The organism is Helicobacter apodemus, from assembly GCF_003097575.1.
Lineage (GTDB): Bacteria > Campylobacterota > Campylobacteria > Campylobacterales > Helicobacteraceae > Helicobacter_D > Helicobacter_D apodemus.
In genome coordinates, this window is the sequence record NZ_CP021886.1 from 1,434,393 (window position 1) to 1,457,082 (window position 22,690).

23 protein-coding genes are annotated in these 22,690 nt (G+C 34.2%); 18 read left to right on the forward strand and 5 right to left on the reverse strand.

The features are described from left to right. Nucleotides 1-204 precede the first annotated feature (204 nt). From bamD to CDV25_RS07115, 4 genes are read left to right on the forward strand one after another with little or no spacing between them, the layout of a single operon-like run. A complete protein-coding gene (gene bamD, locus CDV25_RS07100) occupies nt 205-882 on the forward strand; it encodes an outer membrane protein assembly factor BamD (RefSeq protein ID WP_034552719.1) in 678 nt (225 codons plus the stop codon). Nucleotides 883-887: 5 nt separating this feature from the next. After that, nucleotides 888-3,290, forward strand: a complete 2,403-nt coding sequence (gene lon / locus CDV25_RS07105) for an endopeptidase La (RefSeq protein WP_108911853.1) — start codon at nt 888-890, stop codon at nt 3,288-3,290. After that, on the forward strand, nt 3,290-3,907 hold the full coding sequence (gene rnhB, locus CDV25_RS07110; RefSeq protein WP_108911359.1) for a ribonuclease HII: 618 nt from the start codon (nt 3,290-3,292) through the stop codon (nt 3,905-3,907). The genes lon and rnhB overlap by 1 nt, the downstream gene beginning before the upstream one ends. Before the next feature lie 43 nt (nt 3,908-3,950). Then, nucleotides 3,951-5,120, forward strand: a complete 1,170-nt coding sequence (locus CDV25_RS07115) for an aspartate aminotransferase family protein (RefSeq protein ID WP_108911854.1) — start codon at nt 3,951-3,953, stop codon at nt 5,118-5,120. Nucleotide 5,121: 1 nt separating this feature from the next. Here CDV25_RS07115 and msrA read toward each other — a convergent pair whose 3' ends face one another. Next, nucleotides 5,122-5,616: a peptide-methionine (S)-S-oxide reductase MsrA gene (msrA, locus tag CDV25_RS07120; protein WP_034552714.1), complete on the reverse strand. Its 495-nt coding sequence runs from the start codon at nt 5,614-5,616 to the stop codon at nt 5,122-5,124. A 138-nt stretch (nt 5,617-5,754) separates the two neighbouring features. On the opposite strand from msrA, the gene glpQ reads away from it, so the two are divergent. From glpQ to CDV25_RS07190, 14 genes are all read left to right on the forward strand, one after another. After that, nucleotides 5,755-6,801: a glycerophosphodiester phosphodiesterase gene (glpQ, locus tag CDV25_RS07125; protein WP_108911360.1), complete on the forward strand. Its 1,047-nt coding sequence runs from the start codon at nt 5,755-5,757 to the stop codon at nt 6,799-6,801. Nucleotides 6,802-6,992: 191 nt separating this feature from the next. Next, on the forward strand, nt 6,993-9,566 hold the full coding sequence (locus tag CDV25_RS07130; RefSeq protein WP_108911361.1) for an ATP-dependent Clp protease ATP-binding subunit: 2,574 nt from the start codon (nt 6,993-6,995) through the stop codon (nt 9,564-9,566). Nucleotides 9,567-9,678: 112 nt separating this feature from the next. Further along, a complete protein-coding gene (locus CDV25_RS07135) occupies nt 9,679-10,734 on the forward strand; it encodes a quinone-dependent dihydroorotate dehydrogenase (RefSeq protein WP_108911362.1) in 1,056 nt (351 codons plus the stop codon). Between the two features lie 41 nt (nt 10,735-10,775). Then, entirely contained in the window at nt 10,776-12,044 is a 1,269-nt protein-coding gene (locus CDV25_RS07140) for a M16 family metallopeptidase (protein ID WP_108911363.1), read from the forward strand. Nucleotides 12,045-12,060: 16 nt separating this feature from the next. After that, complete coding sequence (gene dapA, locus CDV25_RS07145; protein WP_432805896.1) at nt 12,061-12,969, forward strand: 4-hydroxy-tetrahydrodipicolinate synthase; 909 nt, start codon at nt 12,061-12,063, stop codon at nt 12,967-12,969. After that, nucleotides 12,966-13,748, forward strand: coding sequence for an enoyl-ACP reductase (locus CDV25_RS07150; protein WP_108911365.1), 783 nt, complete (start codon nt 12,966-12,968; stop codon nt 13,746-13,748). The genes dapA and CDV25_RS07150 overlap by 4 nt, the downstream gene beginning before the upstream one ends. Next, complete coding sequence (gene pgsA / locus CDV25_RS07155) at nt 13,749-14,294, forward strand: CDP-diacylglycerol--glycerol-3-phosphate 3-phosphatidyltransferase (protein WP_108911366.1); 546 nt, start codon at nt 13,749-13,751, stop codon at nt 14,292-14,294. A gap of 9 nt (nt 14,295-14,303) precedes the next feature. Beyond that, the gene (gene rseP, locus CDV25_RS07160; RefSeq protein WP_108911367.1) at nt 14,304-15,374 is read left to right on the forward strand and encodes an RIP metalloprotease RseP; all 1,071 of its coding nucleotides are present in this window, start codon (nt 14,304-14,306) and stop codon (nt 15,372-15,374) included. Between the two features lie 11 nt (nt 15,375-15,385). After that, nucleotides 15,386-15,613 (forward strand): hypothetical protein, encoded by a 228-nt coding sequence (locus tag CDV25_RS07165; RefSeq protein WP_108911368.1) that lies wholly within the window; start codon nt 15,386-15,388, stop codon nt 15,611-15,613. Further along, entirely contained in the window at nt 15,597-16,508 is a 912-nt protein-coding gene (gene cmoB, locus CDV25_RS07170; RefSeq protein WP_108911369.1) for a tRNA 5-methoxyuridine(34)/uridine 5-oxyacetic acid(34) synthase CmoB, read from the forward strand. Before CDV25_RS07165 ends, cmoB begins: the two co-directional genes overlap by 17 nt. A 60-nt stretch (nt 16,509-16,568) precedes the next feature. Next, entirely contained in the window at nt 16,569-17,111 is a 543-nt protein-coding gene (locus tag CDV25_RS07175; RefSeq protein WP_108911370.1) for a YceI family protein, read from the forward strand. 130 nt (nt 17,112-17,241) lie between these two features. Then, nucleotides 17,242-18,237: an energy-coupling factor ABC transporter permease gene (locus CDV25_RS07180; RefSeq protein WP_108911371.1), complete on the forward strand. Its 996-nt coding sequence runs from the start codon at nt 17,242-17,244 to the stop codon at nt 18,235-18,237. After that, nucleotides 18,230-19,030, forward strand: coding sequence for an energy-coupling factor transporter transmembrane component T family protein (locus CDV25_RS07185; protein WP_108911372.1), 801 nt, complete (start codon nt 18,230-18,232; stop codon nt 19,028-19,030). Before CDV25_RS07180 ends, CDV25_RS07185 begins: the two co-directional genes overlap by 8 nt. Further along, entirely contained in the window at nt 19,027-19,761 is a 735-nt protein-coding gene (locus tag CDV25_RS07190; protein ID WP_204161838.1) for an energy-coupling factor ABC transporter ATP-binding protein, read from the forward strand. The genes CDV25_RS07185 and CDV25_RS07190 overlap by 4 nt, the downstream gene beginning before the upstream one ends. A 17-nt stretch (nt 19,762-19,778) precedes the next feature. On the opposite strand, the gene CDV25_RS07195 is transcribed toward CDV25_RS07190, so the two are convergent. Genes CDV25_RS07195 through CDV25_RS07210 form a run of 4 tightly spaced genes read right to left on the reverse strand, consistent with a single transcriptional unit; the run spans nt 19,779 to nt 22,690 of the window. Then, on the reverse strand, nt 19,779-20,060 hold the full coding sequence (locus CDV25_RS07195) for a metal-sensing transcriptional repressor (protein ID WP_034552676.1): 282 nt from the start codon (nt 20,058-20,060) through the stop codon (nt 19,779-19,781). A gap of 10 nt (nt 20,061-20,070) precedes the next feature. After that, nucleotides 20,071-21,462, reverse strand: a complete 1,392-nt coding sequence (gene dcuC, locus CDV25_RS07200; RefSeq protein WP_108911373.1) for a C4-dicarboxylate transporter DcuC — start codon at nt 21,460-21,462, stop codon at nt 20,071-20,073. 27 nt (nt 21,463-21,489) lie between these two features. Next, entirely contained in the window at nt 21,490-21,942 is a 453-nt protein-coding gene (ybeY, locus tag CDV25_RS07205) for an rRNA maturation RNase YbeY (protein WP_108911374.1), read from the reverse strand. After that, nucleotides 21,932-22,690 (reverse strand): exodeoxyribonuclease III, encoded by a 759-nt coding sequence (locus CDV25_RS07210; RefSeq protein ID WP_108911375.1) that lies wholly within the window; start codon nt 22,688-22,690, stop codon nt 21,932-21,934. The genes ybeY and CDV25_RS07210 overlap by 11 nt, the downstream gene beginning before the upstream one ends.

The window sequence follows — 22,690 nt, forward strand, 5'->3', positions numbered from 1 at the left end:
GCTTGAACCTTGTAAAAATCATTTTAAAGAATAAAATTTTATACCAATATTCTAGCGTAATAAAAGCAAAAAATCAATTTTTGTTTAGAAATTTATAAAACCTACATAGAACTTAAGTTATAATTGCAAATAAATCCAAAAAATATTATTGATATATTTTAGGCAAAAAATATCATTTCTCATCTCTATTTTTAAGGAATAAAAATGATGAAGTTTTTTAAAATTTGTTTTTTGAGCATAGGTATTTTAATAGGTTTTATAGGACTTAGTGCTTGTTCTTCAAAAACTAATAGTGGTTTAGCCCTTGATGAGATTAATAAATCTGCAGATTATTGGTATGAAAATATGCTTAAAGAAATTCGTAATGGGGATTTAGAGAAAGCAGATAGTTACTTTGTTTCTTTGCAAAGTGAGCATTTAAACTCTCCTTTGCTTTCTGAAGCAATGCTTATTTTGGGTAGGGCTCATATGCAAGCAGAGGAGTATCTTTTAGCAAGTTTTTATTTTGATGAATTTATTAAACGTTTTGGAGATGAAAAGAATATTGATTTTGTAGAATTTTTAAAATTGCAGGCAAATTATTTTGCCTTTGCAAAACAGCATAGAGACCAGCAACTTTTAATAGATTCTATTAAATTAGCTGAAAAGTTTGGTGAAAAATATCCTTATTCACGTTATCGCCCATTTTCGGATATGATATTGCTAAGACTTCAATTAGCTAATCTTAGTTTGGAAAAAGAGATTATAAGGGTTTATAAAAAGAAAGATAAGGAACAAGCTGTCGAATACTATCAGAAAAAAATTGATGAAAATGCTTGGATGAAAGATATTTTTTATCAAGAAGCAAAGTCGCCTTGGTATCAGAAAATCTTTGAATGGTAGGAAATATGCAATTAGAACGTTATGGAGAATTCCCAAAGCAATTACCAATAATTATTGAAGAGGATATGTTTTTGTATCCTTTTATGATAGTCCCTCTTTTTATTAGTGATGAGGAAAGTATTAAAGCTATAGATGTAGCAATAGAGGGTGGAGATAAACTCATTTTTATTACAGCTTCTAAAAATAGAGACAATGATGAGGAAGAATCCTTTTATGATGTTGGTGTAATTGGCACTATTATGCGTCGTGTTGTATTGCCAGAGGGAAGGGTAAAGATTCTTTTTCAAGGTTTAAGCCGCGGAAGTATTTTAGGAATTGTTTCTAAAAGCCCTTTGGTGGGAGAAATTGCACCTATTCTTTCAAGCAGTTATGATGCCAGTCGCGTTGAAGCGATTTTATCGGTTTTAAAAGAGAAGTTACGCACTCTATATAGTGTCTCACAGATGTTTCCGCAAGATTTATTAAGGAGCATTAATGAGACTATGGATCCCAATCGTGCCGCAGATTTAATCGCTAGTGCAGCAAGGCTCAAAAAAGACCAAGCTTATAAAGTTTTTAAAGAAAATGATCCTGAAGAACGACTTGTAACGCTTATTGATATTATTATGGAAGAGATTAAAGCCCAACAGATTCAAAAAGAAATTAAAAATAAAGTTAATTCTCAAATGGAAAAAATTAACAAAGAATATTTTTTGAAAGAGCAATTAAAGCAAATCCAAAAAGAGCTTGGAGTAGATAATAGCAAAGATGTTGAAATAGAGGAATATAGGAAAAAATTAGAGGGTTTTAAGGATATAATGAGTAAGGATGCTTATAAAGAGATTACTAAACAAATCAATAAGCTCTCTAGAATGCATCCTGATAGTGCAGATGCGAATTTATTGCAAAATTATATAGAACTTGTTTTGGAGATTCCTTTTGGGAGCTATTCTACAAAGACTTTAAAAATAGCAGAAGTAGAAAATCAGCTCAATAAAGATCATTATGCCTTGCAAAAACCCAAAGAAAGAATTGTTGAGTATTTTGCTGTGCGAGAACTTCTTGCTTTAAGGGGGCAGAAGAAAAATGATTCTAAGGGAACGATTTTGTGTTTTTATGGACCTCCGGGGGTTGGTAAGACAAGCCTTGCTAATTCTATTGCCATAGCCTTAAAGCGGAAGCTTATTAGGATTGCACTTGGTGGTTTAGAGGATGTTAATGAGTTAAGGGGGCATAGACGCACTTATATTGGGGCAATGCCCGGTAGAATCGTGCAAGGATTAATTGATGCCAAGGAGATGAATCCAGTCGTTGTTTTAGATGAAATTGATAAAATTCATTATTCTTTTAGGGGAGATCCCTCTTCGGTATTGCTAGAGATTTTAGATCCTGAACAAAATAAAGAATTTAGAGATTATTACACAAATTTTAGCTTAGATTTATCCCAAGTTGTTTTTATCGCTACTGCTAATGATATTACACAGATTCCAGCTCCTTTGCGTGATAGGATGGAGTTTATTAATATCAATAGTTATACGCCAAGCCAAAAGGAGCAAATCGCTAAAAAATACCTTATTCCACAAGAGTTAAAGAAACACGGCTTAAAAAACTTTGAAATTTCTTTTACTTTGCCCGCTATTAAGGTTTTGATTGAGAAATATACAAGGGAAGCAGGGGTTAGGAATCTAAGACGCAAAATCGCACAAATCTTGCGTAAAGTTGCTAAAGAGATTCTTAGGGGCAATCAAGAAAAGATAACCATTACACCCAAAAACATAGGAAATTATCTTGACAAAATTGTTTTTGAGTTTGAAAATGCTGATAAGAAAAGTGAGGTAGGGCTTGTCAATGGTTTAGCTTGGACAAGTGTTGGTGGAGATGTCTTAAAAATTGAGGCTTTGAAAATTAAAGGCAAGGGGAGTTTAAACCTTACAGGAAATTTAGGCGATGTGATGAAAGAGAGTGCCAAAATTGCTTACTCTTATGTGAAGTCCTTAATTGATAGTGGAGAATTAAAGGTTGATAAGACATTAATTGCGATAGCCCAAAAGAATAAAAAGCCAGAGATTGAAACAAGCATTTATAATTGTTTTGATATTCATTTGCATGTGCCAGAGGGTGCTACACCAAAAGATGGTCCAAGTGCGGGAATAGCCATAGGGAGTGCTTTAGCCTCCATTTTTACTAATCATCCCGCTAAAAGTACATTAGCTATGACAGGAGAATTGACTTTGCGGGGGAAAGTCTTGCCTATTGGTGGATTGCAAGAGAAGCTTATTGCCGCGTATAAAAGTGGGATGAAAGAAGTGCTAATCCCTAAGAAAAACTTTGAGAGAGATATAGATGAGATACCCCAAGAAGTTAAAGAGGGATTGCAAATATATCCTGTTGAGCATTTTAAAGAAGTCTTAAAGTATGTTTTACGCTAATGCAAAGTTTCTTGCCTTTTAAATTAGATTCTATAATTTGCGGGATTGATGAGGCAGGGAGAGGTTGTATAGCAGGTTCGCTATTTGTATGTGGGGTAGTTTTAAGCCAAAATATTCCCCTTGCCCTAAAAGTGCAATTAAAAGATTCTAAAAGCCTCTCTGAATCTAAACGCAATATCTTAGCCCCCCTTATTCAACAATTTAGTGATTTTTATTTAGTGAAAAAAACATACCAAGAGATTGATGATAAGGGCTTATCTCTTTGTCTTAAAGAGGCTTTAAAAGAAATTTTGCAGAATTTAGAAGCTTCACAATATATTTTTGATGGAAATTGCAAATTTGGGGTAGATTCGTTACAAACGCTTATAAAAGGAGATAGCAAACTCTCTTGTATTAGTGCAGCAAGTATTGTGGCAAAAAATGCTAAGGATAAAGAAATGCGAGATTTAGATACCCTCTATCCCCAATATGGTTTTAAGAAAAATAAAGGCTATGGAAGTAAAGCCCATTTAAAGGCTATCAAGGATTATGGTTATTGTGCCATTCATAGAAAGAGCTTTAAGCTAAAATCGCTAATGCAAAATTCTAATGAGACTTTATTTGGTTATAATATTTAGGTATTGAAATTTAGGAGTGAAAAAGGTGGAAGATTTAAAGCAAATGGATTTAGATTATGTTTTGCATACTTATGCACGCGATTATACGCATTTTGTGAAAGGTAATGGGGCTAGATTGTTTGATGAGAGTGGGAGAGATTATATGGATTTTGGTTCGGGCATTGCTGTGTGCAGTGTGGGGTATGGGAATGAACGTTTAGCAAAAGCTATTAGCGAACAAGCTTATAATCTTATTCATACTTCTAATCTTTATGGTATTGAACCCCAAGCAAGACTTGCTAAAAGGCTCGTAGAATTAAGCGGTTATGATATGAGGGTGTTTTTTGCTAATTCTGGAGCGGAAGCTAATGAGGGAGCATTAAAGATTGCAAGAAAATTTGGGGAGCAATTAGGGGGGATTAAACGTTACCAAATCATTACTTTAGATTCTTCTTTTCACGGACGCACTATTAGCACCTTAAAGGCTACTGCACAGAGCAAAATGCACGATTATTTTGGTCCTTATCCCGATGGTTTTGTGTATGCTAAGGATTTAGCAGAAATTCCCTCTAAGATTAGTGATGTTACTTGTGCGGTTTTGTTAGAATTAGTGCAAGGTGAGGGAGGGATTACTCCTTTTAAGAGGGAGGAGATGCTGTATTTAGAGAAGTTTTTAAAAGCAAAAAATATTCTTTTAATGATTGATGAGGTGCAAACTGGCATTTACCGAAGTGGAGAGCTTTTTGCTTCACAAAAATATGGGATAAATCCTGATGTTATAACCACCGCAAAGGGCTTAGGTGGGGGTGTTCCTATTGGTGCTGTAATGACAACTTTGAAAGATATTTTTGTCCCTGGTGAACATGGAAGCACTTTTGGCGGGAATTTTTTATCTACTAGGGCAGGTTTAGAGGTTTTAGAAATTTTAGAAGAGGAGAGAAGTAGCGGGAGATTAGAGAGGACAATAACATATTTTAAAGATAAATTGCAGGATTTGCAAAAAAGCTATCCTGAAATATTTATAGAAGAAGTAGGCTTGGGATTAATGCGTGGTTTGAGAATGCGTGATGTGGAATCTTTAGAGAAGTTTATAAAAAAGGCAAAGGAAAATCGTGTTTTAATCCTTAAAAGTGGTAAAAATACTGCACGATTCTTGCCTCCTCTAACTATTACTTTAGAAGAGATGGAGGAAGGGTTTAAGCGATTAGAGGAAGTTATAGGGGATTTGGGGTAATTTAAATTTCCTCTAAAGCTTTGCTTAAGTCAATATGGCAATAACCTTGAGGGTTTTTCGCTAAATATTTTTGATGATAGGATTCTGCAAGATAAAAATTTTCTAACATTCCTATTTCTGTTTGAATCTGTTGGGTTAAGGTTTTTTGTAGAGTATCAACGAAACTTTGAATTTCTTTAAGCATAGTTAAATCTTGTGTGAATATGCCAGAGCGGTATTGTGTGCCAAAGTCATTACCTTGATAATTAAGCGCAAAAGGGTCAATAATGCTAAAAAACCGCTTTAAAATCTCATCTAGGCTTAAAATGCTCTCTTCAAAGATAAGTTCTAAAGCCTCTGTGGCACCTGTTTGCCCTGTGCATACTAAGGTATAATTAGGGCTTGGTATTTTAGAGTTTGCATAGCCTACTTGAGAACTTACCACACCTTTTAGTAAATCAAAATATCCTTGAATCCCCCAAAAACAACCACCTGCTAGATAAATAGTTTGTTGCATAGAAGTCCTTTTCTTTACTTAATTTTTACTCAATCTTGCCATTAGATTTTACTTTATCTTTCTATAATGTAGAATGAAATTTTAAGCTTTAATGCTAAGTTTTCAATGGATTGTATTTATATTGATTAAGGAGAGAGAATGCAAAAGATATTTTTAAGTCTTGCTTTAGGGATATTTTGTCTCGCACAAGAAAAGATTATAATCGCTCATAGGGGAGCAAGTGGCTATTTGCCCGAACATACTTTGGAGGCTAAAACATTAGCCTATGCTATGAATGCTAGTTATATTGAACAAGATTTAGTAATGAGTAAAGATGATTATTTGATTGTGATTCACGATTTATATTTGGATAAGGTAAGTGATGTAGCCCAAAAATTTCCAAATAGAGTTAGAAAAGATGGGCATTATTATGTGATTGATTTTACTTTAGAGGAGCTTAGAAGTTTGCGTGTGAGTGAGGCTTTTAATGCCAAAGAAAAAGAAAGAATCCCTATTTATCCCAAGAGATTTCCTGTGGGTAAATCGTATTTTACTTTGCATACATTTGAAGAAGAGATTGAGCTTATTGCAGGATTAAATCAAGTCTTTAATAAAGATATAGGCTTGTATGTGGAAATTAAAAAGCCTTGGTTTCATACTCAAGAGGGAAAAGATATTGCTAAAAAGACTTTAGAGGTGTTGAGGCGGTATGGTTATACTACTAGAAATAGCAAAGTGTATCTGCAAAGCTTTGATTACCCTAACTTACTTTATATTAAAAAAGAGCTACTGCCTAAGATGAATATGGATTTAAAACTCATTGCCCTAGTAGATGAACACCCCTCTAAAGAAACTTATGAATTTATCAAAGGAGAGTGGAGGGCTTATGATTTTTCTTATTTTATGAGGGGTGAAAACTATCCAGAAATTGCAAAAAATGTTGATGGGTTAGGTATTTGGAATAATTTAATTTTTGATATTACAAAGAGTAAAAAGGGGGCTATTGTGCCTAATAATCTTGTCAAGAATGCCCACTTAAATGGTTTGGAAGTGCATACTTATACCGCTAGAAGTGATGCTCTGCCTAAGTTTGCTTCTTCTTTGGAGGAGCTTTTAGAGGCGATTTTGTTTAAAGCAGGAGCGGATGGGATTTTTACAGATTTTCCAGATACCGCTTTGAGATTCTTACAAGAGAGAGAAGAATAAGTAGCAAGAGATGTATGGAAGCGAGAATTAATAAATTAGGAGATGAAGATTTGGTGGTTTGAGATAGGGATAAAGGAGAGAAGTCCTAGAAGAAACAGAATCATTTAGTTATTTAGTATTATAAAACTTGACAATAATAGACTAAGGTTATATAATACCGCTAAAATAAATTTCAAAGATAGGAGTGTCTTATGAATCTTTTAGAAAAATTTACCAATGCCTTACAAGAGACTTTAGAGCAAGGAGTATCTTTGGCATTGCATAATAAAAATCAAGAAATTGAATCTATCCATTTGTTTTGGGCGATGCTTGCTCATTCTAATTCTTTGCTTAATCAAGCTCTTAATCGCTTAAATGTTGATAATGTAGCCTTGGAGCTAGAGGCGAAGAGCATTGCTAATAATTTACCCAAAAGCTCTTCTGTGATGAAAGAAAATCTCAAAATTTCTAAAAGTTTAAATGAGGCTTTTAATCTTGCTGAAGGTCTTGCTACAAGTAATGGGGATTCTTATATCGCAGTAGATAGTTTTATCTTAGCGGGTTTGCAAAATGAAGTGATTAAAAATCTCTTTAGTAAATACCTTGATATTAATGAACTCAAGAAAGTTTTGGAAACTATACGCGCTGGGGCAAAGATTGATTCACAAAGTGGGGATGAGAATTTAGAATCTTTAGAGAAGTTTGGGATTGATTTAACTAAGAGGGCTATAGAGGGGAAGTTAGACCCTGTTATTGGGAGAGATGAGGAAATTACCCATATGATGCAAATCCTTATACGCAAAACCAAGAATAATCCTATTTTATTGGGCGAACCAGGAGTTGGTAAAACCGCAGTTGTAGAGGGGTTAGCACAAAAGATTATCAAAAAAGAAGTGCCGCTATCTTTGCAAAATAAAAAAGTCATAGCTTTAGATATGAGTGCTTTAATTGCAGGAGCAAAGTATCGCGGGGAGTTTGAGGATAGGTTGAAAAAAGTTATTGATGAGGTGAAAAAAAGCGGAAATATTATTTTATTTATTGATGAGATTCATACCATTGTAGGTGCAGGAGCTAGCGAGGGTAGTATGGATGCTGCTAATATCTTAAAACCTGCTCTTGCAAGAGGGGAGCTTCATACCATAGGGGCAACGACCCTTAAAGAATACCGCAAATACTTTGAAAAGGATACTGCATTACAGAGGAGATTCCAGCCTGTGTTGCTCAATGAGCCTAATGTTAATGAATCGTTGCAGATTCTAAGAGGGATTAAAGAGAAATTAGAAGCACATCATAATGTAAGTATCACTGATGGGGCTTTAGTTGCAGCGGCTAAACTTTCTAATCGTTATATTACTGATAGATTTTTACCTGATAAGGCTATTGATTTAATCGATGAAGCCGCAGCAGAGCTTAAAATGCAAATTGAATCTGAACCTAGTGAGTTAGCCAAAATCAAACGCATTTTAGAAACTTTGCAGGTAGAAAAAGAAGCCTTGATGATGGAAAAACAAGAAAAGAATAATGCAAGAATTAGTGAGATAGAAAAAGAACTTAGTGATAAAGAGGAGCAGAAAAAGAATTTAGAAGCACAATTTGAAAATGAAAAGCAAGTTTTTAACGCTATAGCCCAAATTAAAATACAAATTGATTCTTTACGCACAGAAAGTGAGCTTGCTAAACGCAATAGCGATTTTAATAAGGCTGCAGAAATTGATTATGGGAAAATTCCAGAGTTACAGAAGCAATTAGAAATGCAAAATGAAAAATGGAAAAAAATGCAAGAAGCAGGGACATTATTAAAAAATGCCGTAACCCCAGAATCCATAGCAGGAGTGGTTAGTCGTTGGAGTGGAATCCCTATTAAAAAAATGCTTCAAGATGAAAAAGAGCGAATTTTAAGGGTTGAGGATGAGCTAAAAAAAGATGTTATAGGGCAAGATAGGGCATTGCACGCTATAGCAAGAGCAATAAAACGCAATAAAGCGGGTTTGAGTGAATTTAATCGTCCTATTGGAAGCTTTTTATTTTTGGGACCAACGGGGGTTGGTAAAACAGAGAGTGCTAAGACTTTAGCACGATTCCTCTTTGATAGTGATAAGAATCTCATTAGGCTTGATATGAGTGAATATATGGAAAAACACGCAGCTAGCAGACTTGTAGGTGCACCTCCAGGATATGTAGGCTATGAAGAAGGAGGGCAGCTTACAGAGGCTGTGCGTAGGAAGCCTTATAGTGTTGTGTTGTTTGATGAGATAGAAAAAGCTCATCCTGATGTATTTAATATGCTTTTACAAGTGCTTGATGATGGGAGATTAACCGATAATAAAGGCGTGGTTGTTGATTTTAGGAATACGATTATTATTTTAACGAGTAATATCGCTAGTGATAAAATTATGGAGATTAACAATGAGGAGCAAAAGCAAAAGGCTGTAAAAGAGGCATTGAAGGCTTATTTTAAGCCCGAGTTTTTAAATCGTCTTGATGATATTGTGATTTTTAATCCTTTAGGTTTAGAGCAAATTACGCATATTATTGATACTCTCTTTAAAAATATTCAAAAGAAAGTTTTGGAGCGAGATATGCGTATTACACTTGAAGAAAGTGCTAAAGAATATATCGCAAAAGTAGGGTTTGACCCAATATATGGTGCAAGACCTCTTAAAAGGGCTTTGTATGAGCAAGTAGAGGATGTTTTAGCGGATTTGATTTTAAAAGGTGAGATTAAAGAAGGGAGCAACATTAACTTTTATGCAGAAAATGGAGAAATTAAAACAAGAATCTCTTAAGATTCTAAGCAATAAACAAAAGTGTCTTTAATGCTAAACTTTGTTAAAAAATGCTACAATGCTAAGACTTTAATTTAGTAAGTTTTTTAAGTTTAGAATAAAAAGGCATAGAATGTTTAATTATAAAACTTTTCGTCCTTTGATATTTAAAAGCAATCCAGAGACTGCTCATAGTGTTTTAGAGTTTTTATGCAAGATTGCACCAAAAATTCCTTATCTCCTGCCTTTTTTAGCCCAAAAATCTTGCATAGAGGATACCTTATTAATACAAGAGATTGATGGAATGCGTTTTTATAATCCGGTGGGTTTAGCCGCTGGATTTGATAAAAATGGGACAATGATAGAAACATTGAGTGCTTTAGGCTTTTCTTTTTTAGAAATTGGGGCTGTTACCCCGCTTCCACAACAAGGTAATCCTAAGCCTCGCTTATGGAGACATACTTTTGAAGAATCTTTGCAAAATGCTATGGGATTTAATAATGATGGAACACAAAGTATTGCTAGTAGGATAGCAGAAGTTTATCCCTTTTGCATTCCTTTAGGTATTAATATCGGGAAGAATAAAGTAACTCCTCAAGAAAAAGCCATAGAGGATTATTGTGCCTTAGCAACAAATTTTCAAAGCATTAGTGATTATTTAAGTATTAATATTTCCTCGCCCAATACACCAAATTTGCGAGATTTGCAAAATCAAGATTTTCTTAAAGCTTTATTTTTGGCATTAAGGGAAATTTATTCTAAACCCATTTATCTGAAAATTTCTCCAGATTTAGGGCTAGATGATATTTTAGGACTGATTGAAGTATCCATAAAAAGTGGTGCGAGTGGGGTTATAGCAACTAATACCACTACCGATTATTCCTTGGTGAAAAATCCTCAAAATTTAGGTGGCTTAAGCGGTAAAGTCTTAAGCTCTAAAAGTGCTGAAATTTTGAAAGAAATTGGCAAAGTTTATGCTAAAAAAACAACGATTATTAGTGTAGGAGGGATTTTTGATGCTAAAGAGGCTTATAAACGCATTGCCTTAGGTGCAAATTTAGTTCAAGTTTATACAGGTTTAATTTTTGAAGGTCCTTTATTGGCTTGGAGAATCAATCAAGATTTAAAAGAATTATTAAATAGTGAGGGATTGGATAATATTTCTCAACTAGTAGGGGTTGATTTATAATGCGGAGTTTTTTGATATTTTTTACTTTTTTAGGAGTTTTAATGGCACAGAGTAGTTTTACTTCTTCACTTCCTAAGCATTACCAAAGTGTTTTAAAAAATGGTTTAGAAGTTGTAATTATCCCTCTTAAAAATGGAAGTGGGGTTATCTCAACCGATATTTTTTACAAAGTAGGAAGTCGTAATGAGATTATGGGGAAAAGTGGTATAGCACATATGTTAGAGCATTTAAACTTCAAATCCACTAAGAATCTAAAAGCCGGTGAGTTTGATAAAATCATTAAAAGTTTTGGGGGTGCTACTAATGCCGCTACAAGCTTTGATTATACGCATTATTATGTGAAATCAAGCACACAGAATCTAGGCAAATCTTTAGAGCTTTTTGCGGAAGTTATGCAAAACCTTCAATTAAAAGATGAGGAGTTTCAGCCAGAACGTAATGTGGTTTTAGAAGAGAGGCTTTGGCGAACAGATAATAATCCTATGGGGTATTTGTATTTTAGGCTTTTTAATACAGCCTTTGTTTATCATCCTTATCATTGGACTCCTATTGGCTTTATAGAAGATATTAAAAATTGGACTATAGAGGATATTAAGAGCTTTCATAAAACCTATTATCAGCCAAAAAATGCAGTGATTGTAATTGCGGGGGATATTGATGAAAAGGTAGCTTTAAAAGAAGTCAAAAAGCATTTTGAATTGATTAAAAATTCAAAAATAGAGATTCCTACATTTTATACAATAGAACCAAAACAAGATGGGTTAAGACGAACAACGGTGCACAAGCAAAGTGAGGTAGAGATTCTAGCTCTTGCTTTTAAAATACCTCCTTTTAACCACAAAGACCAAATTGCTCTTAGTGCATTAAGTCAAGTTTTAAGTGGTGGTAAAAGTAGTGTATTAATGCGTGAGATTGTGGATAAAAAAAGACTTGCTACAGAAATTTATGCTTATAATATGGATTTGCTTGATGAGGGTGTGTTTTTGTTTATCGCTTTAGCAAGCCCTAATGTAAATTTAGAAAAACTAGAAAAAGAGATTATGGCACAAATCCGCTTTATTGCTAATGGCAAACTTAAACAAAGGGATTTAGACAAAGTTAAACTTAATATGAAGCTAAGTTTTCTTGATGGGTTGCAATCTAGTAGCTCTGTGGCGAATTTATTTGGGAGTTATATCGCAAGAGGAGACTTGCAAGCTTTATTAGAGTTTGAAGAAAATTTTGAAAGTTTAAAGTTAGGAGATATTGTTGAGGTGGCTAAGAAGTATTTTGTCCCCTCTAATTTAAGTGTCGCTACTTTAGAGAAGTGAGAGGGAAGTTATGGAATTGCAAAACCAAGTTATTGGGGCTATGACTGCTTTAGTTACTCCATTTAAAAAGGGAAAGGTTGATTTAAATACCTATGAGAAGCTCATTCAAAGACAAATTAATAATGGCATTGATGCGATTGTTCCTGTTGGAACTACTGGAGAATCAGCCACATTAAGCCATAATGAGCACAAGGAATGTATTGAAGTCGCCATTAAAGTAGCTAAAGAAAATAGATTGAAGGGTTTAAATATTAAAGTTTTAGCGGGTGCGGGTAGTAATTCTACGCAAGAAGCCCTGGAGATTGCTAGATTTGCACAAGATTATGGTGCTGATGGGATTTTATGCGTTACCCCTTATTATAATAAACCTACCCAAGAAGGACTTTATCAACATTATAAAACTGTTGCTAATGCTATTGAAATTCCTTTAATGCTTTATAATGTCCCTGTACGAACAGGTGTTAGTTTGGAGACGCCAACGATTTTAAGATTATTTAAGGAAGTGAGAAATATTTATGGGGTTAAAGAAGCTAGTGGAAGTATTGAGAAAATTATTGATTTAAATATGAATGCTAAAGACTTAGTCCTTGTAAGTGGAGAAGATGTTTTAAATTATCCTATACTTTGCTGTGGCGGTCTTGGTGTTATCTCTGTAACTTCTAACCTCCTGCCTAATAAGATCGCTGAATTAACCCATAGTATTTTAAAACAGAGGGATTTTGATAAAAGCCATAATCTTAATAATGAGCTTTATATTATTAATAAAGCACTCTTTTGTGAGAGCAATCCTATTCCTATTAAGGCGGCAATGTATTTAAGCGGATTGCTTGAAAGTTTGGAATATCGTTTGCCATTAGTCGCCCCAAGTGTAGAGAATATGAAATACTTAGAGGAAATTTTGAAAAATTATGAGGTTATACAATGAAAGAAAATTTTAGAGGTAAAACATTAGTGATTAGTGGTGCTACAAGAGGTATTGGAAAAGCAATTTTGTATCGTTTCGCAGAGCAGGGTGTGAATATAGCATTTACTTATAATAAAAATGAAGAGGAAGCACAAAAAATCATTAATGATGTGCAAAATAAATATAGTGTAAAAATAAAAACCTATCCTTTAAATGTCTTAGAGCCAGAAACTTACAAAGAATTGTTTTTAACAATTGATGAAGATTTTGAACGCGTGGATTTTTTTATTAGTAATGCTATTATTTATGGTAAAAGTGTAGTAGGGGGATTTGCTCCTTTTATGCGTTTAAAGCCAAAGGGTTTAAATAATATTTATACCGCCACTGTTTTAGCTTTTGTAATAGGTGCTCAAGAGGCTGCAAAACGAATGCAGGTAGTAGGAGGAGGGAGTATTATTTCCTTAAGCTCTACAGGGAATTTAGTGTATATGCCAAATTATGCAGGGCATGGTAATTCTAAAAATGCTGTTGAAACAATGGTGAAATATGCGGCTATGGAATTAGGTGAGTTTAATATACGCGTTAATGCAGTAAGTGGAGGTCCTATTGATACAGATGCACTTAAGGCATTTCCAGATTATGCAGAGATTAAGTCAAAAGTGCAATCGCATAGTCCCCTTAATCGTATGGGGAAGCCAGAGGATATTGCGGGGGCTTGTTTATTTCTCTGTGATAACAATTCTAGTGCGTGGATTACGGGGCAGACGATTGTTATTGATGGAGGGACAACTTTCAAATAAATGTGGAATATTCAAAAACTCCCTAATATTTTAACGATCCTTAGAATATTTTTTGCCTTTTTGTTATTATGTATTATGCTTTATGGGCAATACCTTTTGCCTCCACCCATTCACCCTACTTGGATTAATTATTTTGCTTGTTTGGTGTTTTGTATCGCAAGTATTACAGATTTTTTTGATGGTTTTATTGCTAGGGAATACGAAGTAACAAGTAGTTTTGGTGAGATTTTTGATCCTTTAGCCGATAAGCTTTTAATGTTAGCAGCATTTATTGGGCTTTTGGTATTAGGCAGAGCAGATGTATGGGCTGTTTTTTTGATTTTAGTGAGAGAATTTTTTATTACAGGTCTTCGCGTGGTGGCTGCTACTAATGGCGTTAAAGTTATCGCTTCTAATTTAGGAAAATATAAAACAGGTTTGCAAATTACTGCTGTTGCCTTTTTGCTTATGGATTATTCCTTTGCTCCAGCGACTTTATGGTTAGCGGTTATTCTCACGCTTTATTCAGGCTATGATTATGTTAAAGTCTATATACTTTCGCGCTAAAGGATTCTAATGGGAATTATTGGTTCAATTTTAGTTTTATCGTTTTTGGTTTTTTTTCACGAATTGGGGCATTTTTTAAGTGCAAAACTCTTTGGGGTGAAAGTAGAGGCTTTTAGCATAGGCTTTGGTAAGCAAAGGATTTGGAGGAAGGTTATAGGGGAGACAGAATATTCTTTGCGTCCCATTCCACTTGGTGGATTTGTGCAGCTTAAAGGACAGAGTGATATAGACCCTAAAATGCGTAATTATGATAAAGATAGCCTTTATGGCATTGCAAGTTGGAAAAGGCTTGTTATTTTAGCAGCAGGTTCTTTTTTCAATTTACTCTTAGCCTTTTTGCTCTATGTAGCAATAGCTCTTATAGGGCAAAATGAGTTAGCACCCGTGATTGGAAAAGTAGAGCCAAATATGCCAGCAAGTGAGGCGAAGTTAAAAGTAGGTGATGAAATATTAGCGATTAATGGAATTTCTATTAAAACTTGGGGAGAATTAAGCAGGAGGATTGAAGAATCAAAGGGGAGTTTAGAGGTTATTTTTTTGCGGAATCATCAAGAATATATTACAACCATTACTCCACAAATAGGTCAGAGTAAAAATATCTTTGGAGAGGTTATATCGCGTCCTTTATTGGGAATTGTTGCATCAGGAGAAATAAGAGTTGTCTCTTATTCCTTTTTTGAGAGCATTCCTTTAGCCTTTTTAAAAACTATAGAGGCTAGCACACTTATTTTGCAGGGTATTGAGAAAATCATTAGTGGTATTGTGCCTATTAGTGAGGTTGGGGGGGTTGTTTCTATTGTTTCTATTACTAAAAAAGCCACAGAAATTGGGATTGTTACGCTTTTTGCTTTTAGTGCTTTGATTTCTGTGAATTTGGGGATTTTGAATTTGTTGCCTATTCCTGCTTTAGATGGTGGGCATATCATCTTTACCTTTTATGAGATGATTACTAAGAGGATTCCAAGTGTTAATACCCTCTATCGTCTTACAATGGCAGGGTGGATAGTGCTTTTTGGTCTTATGGGGCTTGGATTATATAATGATATATTAAGAATTATCAATGGCACAATGCCTTTTTAAAGTGAGAGATAATGAAGCTTTTATGGGCGGGTATAAATCTTGTATATGTGGCGATATTGTTAAATGGTTGCTTATACCGCAATGAGTGCGGGTATTCTTATTTTTATTGGGAAGAGAAAAGCTATTATTATGATTCTCAAGGGAATTATCGCGAAACTTGTCCAGATAATGTAATTTATAGGGAAGATGCACCTAGGAATCACGATAGTTTAATGGATTTAGATGCTCCAATCTATTAGAGCAAAACGCAATTTAGCCTTAAGTTTTAAAAATAATATCGCTTTAATGCAATCTTTAGAGCTTTTAGGACAAATCCCCAAGGAAGAGTTAGAGGGGGCTTCTTTAAGGATAGGGGATTTTATAGAAGTATCTTTGCCTGCTTTAAGCAAAGATACCCAAACCCTTATATACAATGTTGCTACCTCTCTTATTCCTTGGCGTAAAGGACCTTTTAAGATTCATCATTTAACAATTGATAGTGAATGGAATAGTGCGATTAAGTATAATCTTTTAGAGTCTCATTTAAACCTTCAAAACAAAATTGTTGGAGATATTGGTTGTAATAATGGCTATTATATGTTTAGGATGCTTTCACAAAACCCTAGATATATAGTTGGCTTAGATCCTATTGCACTTTGTAAATTACAATTTGATTTTATGCAATTTTTCATTAATGATAAACGGATAAAATTTGAGCTTTTAGGTATAGAGGATTTGCCATTTTTAGGAATTTCCTTTGATGTTTTGCTTTGTCTTGGAGTGCTTTATCATAAGAAGAGTCCATTAGATTGTATTAAAATGATTTATAATGCTTTAAAACAAGGTGGAGAAGCCATTTTTGATAGCATTATAATTCCGGGTAAAGAAGAAATTTGTCTTTGTCCAAAGGGGAGTTATGCGAAGATGAAAAATGTTTATTTCATCCCCACACTCTCTACTTTTATCAATTGGTTGGAGCAATGTGGGTTTAAAGAGATTAAACATATTGCCACCCTTAAAACAGAAAGGCTAGAGCAGAGAAAAACTCCTTGGAGCAACAAAGAGAGTTTAGAGGATTTTTTAGATTCTACTTTTAAACAGACTGTTGAGGGTTATCCAGCACCACAAAGGGCATATTTAAAAGCTAGGAAATGATGCCTAGTTTTAAGGGTTTTTTGTTATAATCTAAGCCATATTTATTAGTAAGGATTCTAAATGAAAAAACTCTTAACCATTTCTACTCTAGTTGCTTTTTTAAGCTTGACCGCTTTAGCAGCCCCTTATGCGTTAGATATAGCAAAGTCAAAAGTTGATTTTCAGATTTATCATTTAAAGCTTTCTGCTGTTGATGGAAGTTTTGATAAGTTTGAAGCTGTTATTGATTATGATGTAGCTAGTAATAAGCTTAATACTTTTGAGGGGAAAGTCGCAGTTGCTTCTGTAGATACTGCTAACCAAAAACGCGATGAGCATTTAAGGGCGGAGGATATTTTTAATATTAAAAAATACCCTAATATGACTTTCAAGATGACAAAGTTTGAAAATGGGAAGATTTATGGGGATTTAACGATTAAAGGAAAAACAAAAGCTGTTGTATTAGATAGCATAATAAAGAATAATGGGAATATTTTAGAGATTTTAGCTAATACAAAAGTGAAACGTTCAGACTTTAATGTTGTGTGGGAATCTAATCTTAGAGATAGTCTTGTAAGTGATGAACTAGAGGTTAAACTTACTTTAGTAGCTACCCCAAAATAATTTTATAAGTAATTTTCTGTTCTTCTATATAGGTTACTTTAGGTTTTAAAATAACTTTTACTATCCCTATAGGGGGCTTGTAGAGATTATTTTATTGTGTTAGGATTCCTAAAAATTTAAGGAGTGTATAATGCATATGGCAGATGCTTTAATCTCGCCCCCTATAGCAGGTGTAATGTATGCCTGTTCGAGTATTGTTGGTGCCTATTGTATCAAAAAAATAGAATTGCAAGAGGATTCAAGGAAAATTGCTATGATGGGGATTATGGGAGCTTTTGTGTTTGCTACACAAATGATTAACTTTTCCATACCCGCAACAGGTTCTTCTGGGCATTTATCGGGAAGTGTTTTATTGATGGCACTATTAGGACCTTATGCCGCCTTTTTGACAATGATTAGTGTGCTTTTGATTCAATGTCTTTTGTTTGCTGATGGTGGATTATTAGCATTGGGGGCTAATATTTGGAATATGGGATTTTATGGTTGTTTTATTGGGGCATTAATTTGGAGGTTTTTTATAAGCAAGGGCATTTCTAAGGGTAAAATTATTTTTGCCTCTATCCTTGCTAGTGTTATCACTTTGCAGCTTGGTGCTTTTTCTGTCGTCTTAGAAACGCTAGCATCGGGTATTACTTCCTTACCCTTTAGTCTATTCCTTGCAGCTATGCAACCTATTCATTTGGCTATTGGCTTTGTAGAGGGACTTATAACTGCTGCGGTGCTATGCTTTATTTATGAAATGCGCACAAATGTTTTGTGGGGTGTTGAAGATGGTGTTTCTAATCATCAAAAATTTACCTTTTCTAAACTTTTTGCACTATTATCTATTATTACCCTTGTCGTTGCTGGGTTGCTTTCACTTGTAGCTTCCGAACTTCCTGATGGGTTGGAGTGGTCGTTAGAGAGAGTAACGGGAACTAGTGAATTACCCATAGAAGGCGGTATCTATGAAAGTGCTTTAGCCTTGCAGACAAGCACCGCATTGCTTCCTGATTATGCTTTTATGGATTCTGAAAATATTTTAGGGACTTCTTTTTCTGGCGTTGTAGGTTCTTTAGTTGTGTTATTAATCTGTGTATTGGGTTGCTATCTCTTTAGGGCTTTAAAGAATAGACATTATGGATAAAATATCTAGCGCATTAGAGCAAATACAAATATTTGATAGATTATCAAGAGAGGATAAATGGATTAATCGCATTCATCCTCTTTTTAAAGTAATAGTTACATTTTTTTATATTTTGCTTGTTCTTTCTTTTGATAAATACCATATTATGGGACTATTTACTATGTTGGTTTATCCGCTTATTCTCTTTGAGCTTAGTGGAATCTCACTTTTTAAAACTCTGTATCGGCTAAGGTTTTTGTTTCTATTTATTAGCTTTTTTGGGGTCTTTAATCCTTTTTTTGATACTAAGCCTCTAATGGTATGGAATCAAATCACTATTACAGGGGGAGTAGTCTCTATGATTACGCTTATTGGTAAAGGTATATTAAGCCTTTTAGCCTCTTACTTGCTTATTGCTACTACTTCTATAGAGGGGATTTGCTATGCTTTGAGGATTATGCGTGTGCCTAAAGTGCTTGTTACACAGATTTTGCTTACCTATCGTTATATTCCTATTTTTTTATTAGAAGTTAAATATACTTTAGAAGCCTATTCTTTAAAGGCATTAAGAGCAAATGGGATACATTTTAAAGTTTGGGGTTCATTAGTAGGATTAATTCTTTTAAGAAGTATTAATCGTGCTTATGAAGTGTATCAGAGTATGTGCTTAAGGGGTTATAGAGGGGAGTTTTATTCTATAAAGTATGGCAGGGTTTTGTGGATACAATCTTGGTATTTAATCGCTTGGGTGATTGTTTTGTCCTTATTTCGGAATTATTCTATCTTTGAAATGATAGGGGATTGGTTTTTGTGAATCCTTTTAATCCTTGTATTGTTGTCAATAATCTTAACTTTGGCTATGAGAAAGATAAAATCTTATTAAAAAACCTATCTTTTAATGTTTTAGAGGGAGAGAGTGTAGGTATTATTGGGCAAAATGGTGCGGGAAAATCTACACTTTTGAAGCTCTTAGTGGGGCTTGAGAGTGGTTTTAGTGGGGAAATTTCTATCAATAAAATTCCCCTAAAAAAAGAAAATTTAGCGACTATTTTGCAAAAGATAGGCTATGTGTTTCAAGAATCTAATCATCAGCTTTTTATGCCTAATGTGTATGATGATATAGCATTTGCACCACGTAATTATCAATTGCCTGAAGTAGATACACTAGTTTGTAATGCTTTAGAGAAAATAGGGATTTTACATTTAAAAGATAGGCAAACTTATGGATTATCAGGAGGAGAGAAAAAGCTTGTATGTATAGCCAGTGCTTTATCGATGAATCCAGATATTTTATTACTTGATGAACCTTCCATTACCCTTGATGCAAAAAATCGTAGGAATCTCATAAAAGTCTTAAATAATTTACCCCAGAACAAACTTATCACTTCGCATGATTTGGATTTTTTATTAGAAACTTGTTCTACAATTATAATGCTCTATAAGGGTGAGATTGTGGCTAAGGGAAAATGTAAAGAGGTATTAACTAATAAAGAGCTATTGGAGCGATATAATCTAGAGCTTCCTTTATCTTATCAAGGTCGTTAATATTGGTTTTGAGCTTGTTATAGGAATTTATCAATAGCCTTTTTAAGCTCTTCAATAACTTCGTTGTCATTAGCTTTTATGGCATTAACAATACAATGATTCATATGGTCTTTTAAAATTACTTTGGCTATTCCATTAATAGCAGATTTAACAGCAGCGAGTTGGATAAGCACTTCGCTACAATCGCGATCATTCTTTACCATAGTTTTAATAGATTCCATATGCCCTATGGCTCTTGATAATCGGTTTAATACAGCTTTTGTCTCTGTATGGATATGTTGATGGGTTTTCTTACACATTTTTTCTCCTTTATAAAAAAGTCAAATACCAAGAGACTAAAATATTAATACCCATACCTATAAGCAGAAGCGGGGTTGTGCGTTTGATGATTTCTATCGGAGGGACTTTTGCAAAACCTGCAAGAGCTAAGATGCCTCCAGCAATAGGAGAAGTTGCCCTGCCTAGAGCCGAAGCAATTTCTATAGGTAAAACTAGAGTAATAGGAGCGATACCAAGTTTTGTTGCTATATCAGGGGCTAATCTGCCAAAGGCGTTGAAAGCAGCAATGCCACTTCCCATAATCATTGCGAAGAAATAAACTAAAAAGCTTAAAATGGTAATGGTTAAAATCACAGCAGAAACCCCTAAGTTTGCAATTCCATCACCTAAAATCCCAATTCCTCCTAATGCCTTAATCCCCTCTGCAAAAACTCCTGCTGCTATAATAATGCTAACAACAGAGATAAAAATTTCACTCATTGCTTTGAGGATGACTACCATATCCTCTCCTAGTTTTTTTGCATTTTTATGCCTAATAAACTCTATAACAAAAACCAATGCAATACTCATAAAGTTTGCAGTGATAACATCAAGTTTGATTTGGAGAAAATACGCAACAAATAAAAATACGATAGGCAACCAAGGCAAAAGTATATAAAAAGTCGGGCATTGTGGATTAATAATTTCTGGAATTTCATTGTGTTCTTGTAGGCGATTTTTCGCTTTATCCCTTTTGTCTATCCAGGCAAAATAAAAAGGAATTAAGAGGGCGATAATCACGACATAGGCTAAAACTACCCAAAGCTGATAATGTAAAAATAAGCCTACAACATTGTCTTTTTGTCCTATCATATCTGCCATATTAATAGAGTTTCCATCTTTTGGTCCATAATCTAAGGCAATAAGGGATAACACACTTAGAGCAACAATAGGGCGAATCCCAAGTGCTATTAAAACAGGATAAATACAGGCAAGCAATAAAAGTAAAAGTCCAGCATAGCTTGAAATAACAATTTTTAAAGCCATACCCACAACAAAAGTTCCGCTTAAGATAAGGTATTTGTTTTGGATTTTGCTTAAGGGTTTGTTGGCTAAAAAGGCAAGTTTAGCAGATGCGTTGATATGCTTCATATAAGCTGCGAATCCTGCTACAGACATAATGATAAGCCCAACTCCTGAAAGCTGTTTTTGAAAAGTGGTAGTTATGAAAGTAAAACTATCTAAAAGGGTTGTAAAAAAAGTTATTTCTTCTGCATTTCTTTGGGTTTGTGAGGGTATAGGTGTGCCTATGAGATAAAAGGAGAGGATTAAAAGAATAATTCCAGAGAATAAGAATACAAAAATTGGATTATATTGCTTTAAAATATAATAAGCAACAATGCTTGTTGCTAAAATGGTTGAAAATATCATTAAAATACCCATTATTCCCCTTTGCCCTCTTTTAGATTTTTAAGAATTTCTCATAATAAGACTTTGTGGAAGGTTAAAAAGATGAATAATCTCTTCTTCTTTTGCACGATGTTCTCCCTCATCCCTCTCGTGGTCAAAGCCTATTAGATGCAAGATTCCGTGAATGAATAATAAAGCAATTTCCTCTTCTAAAGAATGCTTGAGGGCATTAGCAATGCTTTGTGCATAATCTAAAGAAATAAGGACACTTCCTATGAGGGGAGAAAACTCACTTTTAAGGGGAAATGATAAAACATCAGTAATTTCATCTTTATTCCTATAATCTTTATTGAAAGATTGTATAGTTGCATTATCGACTAATAAAACTTCGCATTGTTTGTCGCTTAGGTTAGAATCTTTAAGGATTTTATCAAAGATTTTCTCTAATAAATCATAAAAATGTTTTTCTAAAACATAGGGAGTTTGGTTGTGGTAGTCGATTTTAGGAGACATTAATTTCTAACTCCACAGGGCAGTGGTCGCTTCCCATAATTTCAGGATGAATTTTTGCTCCTAAAAGTTTGCAATCAAGGCTTTTAGAGCATAGGAAATAATCGATTCTCCATCCCGTGTTATTTGCTCTTGCTTTGCCCATATAGCTCCACCAGCTATAAGCCCCCTCTAAGTTAGGGTAAAAGTATCGGAAAGTATCGGTAAAACCAGAATCTAATAAAAGCGACATTTTCTCCCTCTCTTCATCGGTAAAACCAGCATTTCTACGATTTGTTTTGGGGTTTTTTAAGTCAATTTCTTTATGGGCTACATTTAAATCCCCACAGATAATTACGGGTTTAGATTGCTCTAAGTTTTTTAAAAAGCTGCGAAAATCATCTTCCCATTGCATTCTATAGTCTAATCTTTCTAATTCCCTTTTAGAGTTTGGTGTATAGACATTGACTAAATAAAAATTTTGAAATTCCGCTGTAATGATTCTACCCTCTTTGTCGTGATGTTCTATCCCCATATCATAGGCTACATTTAAGGGTTTGATTTTGCTAAAGATTGCTACACCAGAATATCCCTTTTTTTCAGCACTATTCCAAAACTCCTCATAACCTTTAAAATCAAAAGTTGCTTGTTCTTTTTGCATTTTAGATTCTTGGATACAAAAAATATCCGCATTAATAGCGTTAAAAAAATCCATAAAACCTTTATTCATACAAGCCCTTAATCCATTGACATTCCACGAGATTAATTTCAT